Source organism: Actinocrinis sp. (genome assembly GCF_035938995.1).
GTDB lineage: Bacteria > Actinomycetota > Actinomycetes > Streptomycetales > Catenulisporaceae > DASZGI01.
The window spans coordinates 42579-52731 of record NZ_DASZGI010000314.1; the positions used below are offsets into that span (position 1 = coordinate 42579).

Here is a 10153-nt window from a genome sequence, read left to right on the forward strand (position 1 = left end):
GCCGTCTCGCGCTCACTGCCGCTCGACCAGCGTCGTCTCGAACGAGTAGGTGTCCGAGCGGTAGACGTGGTCGCCGTACTCGATCGCCCGTCCGGTGTCGTCGAAGGTGGTGCGCTCCATCGTCAGCAGGGGCGCGCCGCGCTTGACCTCGAGCAGCCGGGCCTGCTCGGCGTTCGCCGCCCGGGCGCCGATCCGCTGGGTGGCGACGCATATTCGCACGCCGGACGAGCGCAGGTGCGCATAGAGGCCGCCCGCCTCCAAGTCCTGCTCGGTGAAGCGGACGAGCGCGGCCGGCAGCCAGTTGTGCAGGATCGCCAGCGGCTCGTCCAGCGCCAGGCGCAGCCGCTCGAGGTGCACGGCGGGCGCGCCGACCGGCAAGCCGAGGCGCACCGCCACCTCGTCCGGCGCCGGGGCCTCCTCGCGCAGCAGCACGCGCGTGGCGGGCTTCTGCTTCGACCGGGACAGGTCGTCGTAGAGGCTGGTCAGCTCGACCGGGCGTTTGACCCGCGCGTGTACCACCTGCGTGCCGACGCCGCGCTTGCGTACCAGCAGCCCTTTGCCCACGAGTTCCTGGATGGCCCGGCGCATCGTGGGGCGGGACAACCCGTAGCGGTCCGCCAGCTGGATCTCGTTGTCCAGCCGCGCCCCGGGGCCGAGTTCGCCGCGCTCGATCGCCTGCTCGATCTGCTGGGCGACCTGGAAGTACAGCGGCACCGGGCTGGACCGGTCGAGTTGCAGGGGGAGTTCGGCCACGCGCTGCTCCTGACTGCGCAGTCCTGACCGCCGGGGCCGCCGCCCGGCGTATGACGACGCCGCCCATCATCGCACCGCCATGTAAAAATGTCCTAACAAATCGTTGACCGAGCCTCCGCCCAGGAGCATTCTCAGTCGCGTGCGCCGGACGCACGGGGCCGGCGCAGCGACCGACGGACGACCGACGGATGATCAACACAGGGTGAGCATGGCGCGGCTGGGCCTGGTCGGAGTGGGACGCATCGGGGCGTTCCACGCTGCGACGCTGCACGGGTTGGCGCAGGTCGAGGAAGTGCTGATCGCCGACGCGGACCCGGCGCGGGCGCGGGACGTCGCGCAATCGCTCGGCGCGGGGGCGCGATGGGTCGCCGACGCGGATGAGCTGTTCGCGCAGGGGCTGGACGGCGTCGCGATCGCCGCGCCGACCGGCGCGCACGCCAAGCTGATCGCGCGCGCGGTGGAGGCCGGGCTGCCGGTGTTCTGCGAGAAACCCGTTGCGCCGAGCGGCGCGCAGACGGCCGAGGTGGCCGAGCTGGCGCGGAAGGCAGGCGGCCGGGTGCAGATCGGCTTCCAGCGCAGATTCGACGCCGGATACCAGGCGGCCCGTGCCGCCGTGGCCGACGGCTCCCTCGGCTGGGTGCACACGCTGCGCGGCGGGACCTTCGACCCGGCGCCGCCGGCCGCCGCGTACATCGCCACCTCCGGCGGGATCTTCAAGGACTGCGGCGTGCACGACTACGACGCCGTGCGCTGGGTGACCGGGCGCGAGGCGGTCGAGGTGTACGCGACCGGTTCGAACCGCGGAGAGCCGTTCTTCAGCGAATACGGGGACGTCGACACTGCCGCGGCCGTGCTGCGGATGGACGACGGCGCGCTCGCACTGCTGTCCGCGACCCGGTACAACGCGGCCGGATACGACGTGCGGCTTGAGGTGTTCGGCTCCCGGGACAGCATCGCAGTGGGCGTAGACGAGCGGCTGCCGCTGCGCTCGGTCGAGCCGGGCGTCGACTGGCCGGCCGGACCGGCGTACGGCGGTTTCATGGAGCGGTTCCGCGCCGCCTACACCCGCGAGCTGGCCGCCTTCGTCGAGTTCGCCGCGGGCCGGACGCAGAGCCCGTGCACGATCGCCGACGCCCTCGAGGCCATCTATATCGCAGAAGCCTGCGAGCTGTCGCGGGCCGAGGGCCGGCCGGTGCGGATCGACGAGGTGCGGATGACGGGAGCGCAAACGTGAAGATCGCGGGGGCCCCGATCTCCTGGGGCGTGTGCGAAGTACCCGGCTGGGGCTATCAGTTGGCGGCCGACCGCGTCCTGCGGGAGATGCACGACGTCGGCCTCACCGCGACCGAGTTCGGCCCGGAAGGCTTCCTGCCCGCCGACCCGGCCGCGAAAGCCGACCTGTTGGCCAGGTACGGCCTGGCGGCGGTGGGCGGCTTCGTGCCCGTCGTCGCGCACGAACCTGGCCACGACCCGCTGCCCGAAGTCGACGCCGTACTCGACGGCTTCGTCGCGGCGGGTGCGGACATGCTCGTGCTGGCCGCCGCGACCGGGCTCGACGGCTATGACGAGCGGCCGCAGCTCGACGAGGACGGCTGGAAGACGCTGTGCGGGAACCTCGACCGGCTCGCCGCTCTGGCCGCGGAGCGTGGCGTGCACGCCTGCCTGCATCCGCACGTCGGCACGATGATCGAAACCCGCGACGACGTGTACCGCCTGCTCGACGGCGCCCGGATCCCGCTGTGCCTCGACACCGGGCACCTGTTCGTCGGAGGGGCTGATCCGGCAGCGCTGGCCCGCGAGGTACCCGAGCGCGTCGCGCACACCCACCTCAAGGACGTGGATGCGCGCTTGGCCGAGAGCGTTCGCGCAGGCGAGCGTACCTACACCGAGGCTGTGCGGGAGGGCATTTACCGGCCGCTCGGGTGCGGCGACGTGGACATCGCCGGCATCGTCCACACGCTCGAGGCGCACGGCTATCAGGGCTGGTATGTGATGGAGCAGGACACGGTCCTGGTTGCCGAGCCGGACGGGGCCGGCCCGCGAGCCGACGTGGCGTCGAGCGTCGCCTATCTCAGGAGCCTGCAATGAGCGCCGGGGCGCAGCCGTATGACGTGCTCACGATCGGGCGCGTCGGGGTGGACATCTACCCGCTCCAGAGCGGCGTCGGGCTCGAGGACGTCGAGACGTTCGGCAAGTTCCTCGGCGGCAGCGCCACCAACGTGGCCGTCGCCGCGGCGCGTCACGGCCTGCGCTCGGCTGTGATCACCCGCACCGGCGCCGACCCGTTCGGCCGCTTCGTGCGCCGCGCGCTGCGCGATCTCGGCGTGGACGACAGCTACGTCGCCGCCGTCGAGCACCTGCCGACCCCGGTCACCTTCTGCGAGATCTTCCCGCCGGACGACTTCCCGATCTACTTCTACCGGTGGCCTAAAGCCCCGGACCTGGAGATCGCGGCGGACGAGCTGGACCTCGACGCGATCGCCGCCGCCCGGGTGTTCTGGGCCACCGCGACCGGCCTTTCCCAGGAGCCGAGCCGGGCAGCGCACTACGCCGCCTGGTCCGCCCGGGGCCGCGCCGGGCTGACCGTGCTCGATCTCGACTACCGCGCGCAGTTCTGGCCGTCGGCGCAGCACGCGCGCCAGCACGTCCAGGAGGCCCTGCCGTATGCGACCGTCGCCGTCGGCAACCTCGAGGAGTGCGAGGTCGCGGTCGGGCACCGCGACGCGCACAGCGCCGCCGCCGCGCTGCTCGACCACGGGGTCGACCTCGCCGTCGTCAAGCTCGGGCCGCGCGGCGTCCTCGGCCGCACCGCGACCGAGACCGTGCATGTGCCGCCCTTCCCGGTGACCGTGCTCAACGGGATCGGCGCCGGCGACGCGTTCGGCGGGGCGCTGTGCTACGGCCTGCTCGCGCAATGGCCCTTGGAAGCCGTCCTGAACTTCGCGAACGCGGCCGGGGCGATCGTCGCCTCGCGGCTGGAGTGCTCGACCGCGATGCCGACCACCGCCGAAGTCCTCGCCGCCCTGGAGGAGTCCGCCAGTAAGGAGTCCGACCGTGCTGCGGCTGGATGAGCTGCGCAAACTGCGCGAGATGCGCCTGCACAATCCGCGCGCCGTCGCGGATGCGGCCCTGCGGCGGGTGCGCCGCCCGCTGGTGGGCGAGAGCGGCAGGCTCATGCTGATCGCCGCCGACCATACGGCGCGCGGCGCACTGAGCGTGCGTGGCGATCCGCTGGCCATGGCGGACCGCGGCGAACTGCTGCGCCGTCTCGTCGCCGCGCTCGGCCGCCCCGGCGTCGACGGCGTCCTGGGTACCCCGGACGTCGTCGAGGACCTGCTGTTGCTCGGCGCGCTCGACGGCAAGGTGGTCTTTGGCTCGATGAACCGCGGCGGCCTGCAGGGCTCGGTATTCGAACTCGACGACCGGTTCACGGCGTACGACGCACGCTCCGTCGTCGAATACGGGCTCGACGGCGGCAAGATGCTGTGCCGGATCGACCCGTCCGACCCGTCCACCGTCGCGACGCTGGAGTCCTGCGGCCGAGCGGTCTCCGCGCTGGCCCGCGCGGGCCGGGCCGCCATGATCGAGCCCTTCATCGCGTACCGGGAGGGCGCGGCGCTTCGCAACGACCTGAGTACGGCGGCGGTGATCCGCTCGGTATCCGTCGCCGCCGGACTCGGCGCGACCAGCGCGTACACGTGGCTGAAGCTGCCGGTCGTGGACGAGATGGAGCGGGTGATGGCGGCGACCACGCTTCCCGCGCTGCTGCTCGGCGGCGATCCGGCCGGAGCCCAGGACGAGACCTACGCGGACTGGCAGAAGGCACTCGCGGTTGAGGGCGTGCGCGGGCTAGTGGTTGGCAGAGCACTGCTTTATCCGCCGGATGGCGACGTGGAGGCGGCTGTAGATACTGCGGCGTCCCTGGTCGCTGGCTCGGCTCCTAAGGCCGGTGAATCCTGATGCAGCGGTTGCACTATCCGGCCGGGTCGTCCGTCGACGGGCCGTGGGCGCTGTCTCTGGTTCCTGAGCGGGTCGGCTGGAGCTGGACCGGACTGCGGGTGGTCGATCTCCCGCCGGGCGGCACAGCTGGCTTCGCGACCGGATTCGCGACCGGCTCGAACGAGGTCCTCGTGCTGCCGTTGGCAGGGTCCTGTGTTGTCGAGAGCGAGGGGCGGCAAGTCGAGTTGACCGGCCGTGCCGACGTGTTCTCCGGCCCGACGGACTTCGTCTATGTGCCCGTGGACACCGTGGTCAGCATCACCAGTGAAGGTGGCGGGCGGTTTGCCGTGCCAGCTGCCCTCGCACAGGCTGCGCACCCATTCCGGCACGTCGCCGCGTCGCAGGTCTCGGTCGAGGCGCGCGGCGCAGGCAACTGCTCGCGGCTGGTCTATGGCTACTGCATGCCGGACACGCTCGAGGCCGACCGGCTGATGGTCTGCGAGGTGATCACCCCAGGCGGCAACTGGTCCTCGTATCCGCCGCACAAGCACGACGAGGAGCGCGAGGGCGAGAGTGTCCTGGAAGAGATCTACTACTTCGAGGTCGCGGATGGCCCGGCTCAACCAGGCGTCGCATATCAGCGGCTCTACGGAACGCCCGAGCGGCCGATCGACCTGCTGGCCGAGGTGCGCAGCGGTGACGCGGTCCTGGTGCCGCACGGCTGGCACGGGCCGTCCATCGCGTCGCCCGGATACGACCTCTACTACCTGAACGTGATGGCCGGCCCGGGCGAGCGCGCCTGGCGGATCTGCGACGACCCAGCCCTCGCATGGATCCGCGACACCTGGCCGGACCAGCCGGTCGACCCGCGCGTTCTGAACCTCTTGCACACCCGGAGAACCACATGACGGGCACATCGCGCCCTATCGTGCGCCTGACCACGGCCCAGGCTCTCGTCCGCTTCCTGATCGCGCAGCACAGCGAGCGCGACGGGATCGAGCGCCGCCTCATCGAGGGCTGCTTCGGCATCTTCGGGCACGGGAATGTGGCTGGGATCGGCGAGGCGCTGCTCGAACTCGAGCTCGAAGACCCCGCCGCGCTGCCCTACCGGCAGGGCCGCAACGAGCAGGGCATGGTGCACGCGGCGGCCGGGTTCGCCCGGATGCGCAACCGGATGTCGACCCTCGCCTGCACCACGTCTGTCGGCCCAGGCGCGACGAACTTGGTCACTGGCGCGGCTTTGGCCACGATCAACCGGCTGCCGGTGCTGCTGCTCCCTGGTGACGTGTTCGCCACCCGGGTCGCAAACCCGGTCCTGCAAGAGCTCGAATATCCGCAGAGCCACGACGTCTCGGTCAACGACACGCTGCGCCCGGTGTCACGGTACTTCGACCGGATCCACCGCCCCGAGCAGTTGCCGCACGCGCTGATGGCAGCGATGCGAGTGCTCACCGATCCGGCCGACACCGGAGCGGTGACCCTGGCCCTGCCGCAGGACACGCAGGCGGAGGCGTTCGACTGGCCCGCGGAGCTGTTCGCCCGCAGGGTGTGGCACGTTCCGCGGATCAGACCGGACCGCGCCGCCGTGCTGAGCGCCGCGCAGGCGGTCAAGCGGTCGCGCCGGCCGCTGATCGTCGTCGGCGGGGGAGTGGTCTACTCCGAGGCGACCTGGGCCCTGTTGCGCCTGATCGACCCGACCGGAATCCCGGTCGCGCAGACGCAGGCGGGCAAGGCGGCGATCCCCTTCGACCACCCGCTCGCGCTCGGCGCCGTCGGCGCGACCGGAACCCAGGCGGCCAACGCGATCGCCCGCGACGCGGACCTGGCCCTCGGGATCGGCACGCGCTGGTCGGACTTCACCACCGCGTCGCACACCGCGTTCGCCCACCCGGACGTGCGCTTCGTCAACATCAACGTCGCAGCCTTCGACGCTGCCAAGCACGCCGGGATCGCAGTGGTCGCCGACGCGCGCGAGGCATTGGAGGAGCTGGCCGAAGCGCTCCGCGGCTGGACCGTGACGCCGCAGTACCGCGAGGAAGCGATTCAAGCCGCCCGTGCCTGGTCCGACGTGGTCGACGCCGCCTACACGACCCGGCACAGTCCGCTGCCCGCGCAGTCCGAGGTCATCGGCGCGGTCAACGAAGCCGCTGGCCCGCACGACGTGGTCGTCTGCGCTGCCGGATCGATGCCCGGCGATCTGCACAAGCTCTGGCGTACCTGTGACCCCAGGGGCTACCACGTCGAGTACGGCTATTCGTGTATGGGCTATGAGATCGCAGGCGGCCTCGGGGTGAAGCTGGCCGACCCGGAGCGCGAGGTGTTCGTGCTCGTCGGCGACGGCTCGTATCTGATGCTGGCGCAGGAGATCGCGACCGCGGTCCAGGAAGGCGTCAAGCTGATCATCGTCCTGGTGCAAAACCACGGATTCGCTTCCATCGGTGCATTGTCCGAATCACTCGGCTCTCAACGCTTTGGCACTGCCTACCGCTACCGCTCCGCACAGGGGCGGCTCGACGGGTCGGTGCTGCCGGTGGACCTGGCCGCGAATGCAGAAAGCCTTGGGGCGCAGGTGCTGCGCGCCACCACGATCGACGACCTGCGCAGCGCGCTGGCGAAGGCCAGGCAGTCGTCCCACACCACCGTCGTCCACATCGAGACCGATCCGCTCCTGCCCGCGCCCGACAGCGGCGCCTGGTGGGACGTACCCGTCGCGCAGACCTCCGCGCTCGACACCACCCGGGCCGCGCGCGCGGCGTATGAGGACGCGAAGAAGGCCCAGCGTCCGTACCTGTGACTTGTGACCGTGACTTGTGACTGACCTGCCCGGGACCTCGGCCCCCGGGACCTGACAACACCCCCATAAACCTGTGACTCCCGCCAAGCCGACCACAAAGGAGTGGATCATGGCTAGCCGACGCAGACTCCTGTTCTCCCTCATAGCGGCGCCGCTCGTGCTGATCGCCGCCGCGTGCACCACGTCGACTCCCGCATCGGGCACCAACAACGCGGTGGGCGCCGGTGGGTCGTGCCCCTACACCTTCGCGGTGATCACTCACGGCGACAACGGCAACTTCTGGAGCGTCGTCTATAAGGGGGCGAAGAACGCGGCGGCCGACTACGGATGCAAGCTGAGCGAGGTCTACGGATCCCAGCAGCAAGGGCAGGCGCAGCCGGACGACAATGCGGAGAACGCCCAGATCCAGAACGCCGTCAACGCCAAGGTCAACGGAATCGTGGTGTCCGACCACGACCCGTCCATCATGAACTCCACGCTGGCTTCGGCGCGGGCCGCGGGCATCCCGGTGGTCCTGATGAACGCAGGATGCGACGACGCTGACATCGCCGCGTCGCAAGCGCTGACATGCGTCGGGCAGCCGGAGACGCTTGCGGGCCAGAAGGCCGGTGAGCGGTTCCACAGCCAGGGCGCCACGAACGTGCTGTGCGTGGTCCACCAGTCGGGCCAGAACCTGCTCGACCGCTGCAACGGCATCGCGCAGGGACTCGGCGTCGGCACGACGTGCTCGACCGGTACGGCGCCCGCGAACGGACCCGCGTGCACCGAGCTGATCCTCTCGACCCCGAACGCGGCGTCCAACCCGCAGCAGGCTATCGGCCAGGTCACTGCCTATCTGCAATCGCACCCGGGCATCGACGCGGTGATGACGTTGAACACTGCGATCGGCCAGGCGCTGGTGTCCGCCAAGCCGGCAAATGTCAAGATCGCTACATTCGACCTCGATTCCGATATTCAGAACGACCTGCAGGCGAGCCCGCCGACCCTGGACTTCGCGGTGGACCAGCAGCAGTACCTCCAGGGCTACCTGCCGATCACGTTCCTGTACCTGTACGACAAGCACGAGGGCAACGCGGTCGGCGGCGGCACGACGGTCGCCAGCGGCCCGCTGCTGGTGGACAGCACCAACGTGAAGAACGTCGCGGCGGCGATTGCGGCCGGCGATGACTGAACCGGCCGCGCGGACGGCGGAGCCGGAACCGGCCCCGCCGTCCCCACCTCCATCCTCGTCCGCCGCGGAGGCGGTGGACGAACGCCTCACCCAAGCCTCATTCCTCACCAGGGTCATGCGACGTCCGGCCCTCGGCGCGCTGCTCGGCGCCGTCGTGGTGTTCATCCTGTTCACCGCGACCGACGCCACACCGCAGCACCTGTGGCTCAGCCAGACCGGCCTCGAATCGTGGAGTCAGCAGGCTGCGTTCTTCGGCATCATGGCCGTACCGGTCGGCCTGCTGATGATCGGCGGCGAGTTCGACCTGTCCACCGGCGGGATGACCGGGTTCACTGCCATTCTCATGGCCTTGATGGTCGGGAACCTGCACTGGAACACGTGGCTCGCCGTCGCGCTCACGTTCGTGTTCGGGATCTGCATCGGCCTGCTCAACGGCGTCATCGTGGTCACGTCCAAGCTGCCGAGCTTCATCGTCACGCTCGCGACGTACTTCGTGTTCCGCGGCTTGAGCATCGGCGGCGTGCTGAAGGTGAACCACGGCAGCACGTCAATCGGGCTGAGTGCGGGCGCGCATCCTGGCCTGAACAGCGCGAAGGCGGTCTTCGGCAGTTCCTTCGCCCGCAGCGCCACGCTCCCGAGCGGATATCAGACCGCGATCTTGTGGTTCATCGGGGTCACCGTCGTGGCGGTGTGGCTGCTGGGCCGCACCACCTTCGGAAACTGGATCTTCGCGGCCGGCGGCGACGCGAACGCCGCGCGCAACGTCGGCGTGCCCGTGGCCCGCACCAAGATCCTGCTGTTCGTAGGCACCTCCACGGCCGCGGCCCTGGTCGGCGTGATCTCGTTCCTGCAGAGCGACTCGGCGGTCTCCGAGCAGGGCGTCGGGTACGAGTTCTACTACATCATCGCGGCGGTGGTGGGCGGCTGCCTGCTCACCGGCGGCTACGGCTCCGCCGTCGGTGCGGCGATCGGCGCGTGCATCATCGGCATGGCGTTCCAGGGGGTGATCTACTCCGGGTGGGACAGTTCCTGGGACTTCAGCTTCCTCGGAGTGATCCTCTTCCTGGCCGTCGTGGTCAACACCGTCGTCTACCGGCGGGCCACGAGAGCGAGGCGGTGACCATGCCTGAGAGGAGCGCGATGACTGGGATGGACGGAGCGCCCGAGGCCACGACTGACTCTTTCATCCAAGCCAAGCAGATCAGCAAGTTCTTCGGCAGCGTCAATGCCCTGCGAGAGGTCTCACTGGAGGTCCGCCGCGGGACGGTCACGTGCGTCCTCGGCGACAACGGAGCGGGCAAGTCCACCCTCATCAAGATCCTGTCCGGGGTCTTCCCGCCCGACGAGGGAGAGTTCCTGGTGGACGGCCGCCCGGTCCACTTCGCCAGCCCGCGTGATGCAAGGTCGGCCGGAATCGCGACCGTGTATCAGGATCTGGCGATGGTCCCCCTGATGTCGGTGTGGCGCAACTTCTTCCTCGGCAGCGAGCCGACCAA

Annotated in this window: 10 protein-coding genes; 9 read left to right on the forward strand and 1 reads right to left on the reverse strand. The window is 70.1% G+C overall.

Annotation, left to right across the window (positions count from 1 at the left end):
• Positions 1–12: 12 nt before the first annotated feature.
• Entirely contained in the window at positions 13–753 is a 741-nt protein-coding gene (locus tag VGZ32_RS22025; RefSeq protein ID WP_326888042.1) for a GntR family transcriptional regulator, read from the reverse strand.
• Positions 754–961: 208 nt separating this feature from the next.
• Here VGZ32_RS22025 and VGZ32_RS22030 point away from each other — a divergent pair, with 208 nt between their 5' ends.
• The 9 genes from VGZ32_RS22030 to VGZ32_RS22070 form a co-directional block, all read left to right on the forward strand.
• Positions 962–1987 (forward strand): Gfo/Idh/MocA family protein, encoded by a 1026-nt coding sequence (locus VGZ32_RS22030; RefSeq protein WP_326888052.1) that lies wholly within the window; start codon positions 962–964, stop codon positions 1985–1987.
• A complete protein-coding gene (locus VGZ32_RS22035; RefSeq protein WP_326888043.1) occupies positions 1984–2841 on the forward strand; it encodes a sugar phosphate isomerase/epimerase in 858 nt (285 codons plus the stop codon). The genes VGZ32_RS22030 and VGZ32_RS22035 overlap by 4 nt, the downstream gene beginning before the upstream one ends.
• Entirely contained in the window at positions 2838–3824 is a 987-nt protein-coding gene (gene iolC / locus VGZ32_RS22040; protein ID WP_326888044.1) for a 5-dehydro-2-deoxygluconokinase, read from the forward strand. The genes VGZ32_RS22035 and iolC overlap by 4 nt, the downstream gene beginning before the upstream one ends.
• 19 nt (positions 3825–3843) lie before the next feature.
• Positions 3844–4713, forward strand: coding sequence for a Cgl0159 family (beta/alpha)8-fold protein (locus VGZ32_RS22045; RefSeq protein ID WP_349263710.1), 870 nt, complete (start codon positions 3844–3846; stop codon positions 4711–4713).
• Positions 4713–5600 carry a 5-deoxy-glucuronate isomerase gene (gene iolB / locus VGZ32_RS22050; protein WP_326888046.1) on the forward strand — a complete coding sequence of 296 codons (888 nt, stop codon included), beginning with the start codon at positions 4713–4715 and terminating at the stop codon, positions 5598–5600. The genes VGZ32_RS22045 and iolB overlap by 1 nt, the downstream gene beginning before the upstream one ends.
• Positions 5597–7486 (forward strand): 3D-(3,5/4)-trihydroxycyclohexane-1,2-dione acylhydrolase (decyclizing), encoded by a 1890-nt coding sequence (gene iolD / locus VGZ32_RS22055; RefSeq protein WP_326888047.1) that lies wholly within the window; start codon positions 5597–5599, stop codon positions 7484–7486. Before iolB ends, iolD begins: the two co-directional genes overlap by 4 nt.
• Positions 7487–7595: 109 nt before the next feature.
• Positions 7596–8657 (forward strand): substrate-binding domain-containing protein, encoded by a 1062-nt coding sequence (locus tag VGZ32_RS22060; RefSeq protein ID WP_326888048.1) that lies wholly within the window; start codon positions 7596–7598, stop codon positions 8655–8657.
• Positions 8650–9777, forward strand: coding sequence for an ABC transporter permease (locus VGZ32_RS22065; protein ID WP_326888049.1), 1128 nt, complete (start codon positions 8650–8652; stop codon positions 9775–9777). Before VGZ32_RS22060 ends, VGZ32_RS22065 begins: the two co-directional genes overlap by 8 nt.
• Positions 9778–9806: 29 nt before the next feature.
• A partial coding sequence (locus tag VGZ32_RS22070) for an ATP-binding cassette domain-containing protein (RefSeq protein WP_349263711.1) occupies positions 9807–10153 on the forward strand: 347 nt, incomplete at its 3' end.

What these genes read in the sequence shown, in the direction of transcription:
- iolC (WP_326888044.1), top strand. Translation starts at nt 2,838, where the DNA reads ATGAGCGCCGGGGCGCAGCCGTATGACGTGCTCACGATCGGGCGCGTC.
- iolD (WP_326888047.1), top strand. Translation starts at nt 5,597, where the DNA reads ATGACGGGCACATCGCGCCCTATCGTGCGCCTGACCACGGCCCAGGCT.
- VGZ32_RS22065 (WP_326888049.1), top strand. Translation starts at nt 8,650, where the DNA reads ATGACTGAACCGGCCGCGCGGACGGCGGAGCCGGAACCGGCCCCGCCG.
- VGZ32_RS22045 (WP_349263710.1), top strand. Translation starts at nt 3,844, where the DNA reads ATGCGCCTGCACAATCCGCGCGCCGTCGCGGATGCGGCCCTGCGGCGG.
- iolB (WP_326888046.1), top strand. Translation starts at nt 4,713, where the DNA reads ATGCAGCGGTTGCACTATCCGGCCGGGTCGTCCGTCGACGGGCCGTGG.
- VGZ32_RS22060 (WP_326888048.1), top strand. Translation starts at nt 7,596, where the DNA reads ATGGCTAGCCGACGCAGACTCCTGTTCTCCCTCATAGCGGCGCCGCTC.
- VGZ32_RS22030 (WP_326888052.1), top strand. Translation starts at nt 962, where the DNA reads ATGGCGCGGCTGGGCCTGGTCGGAGTGGGACGCATCGGGGCGTTCCAC.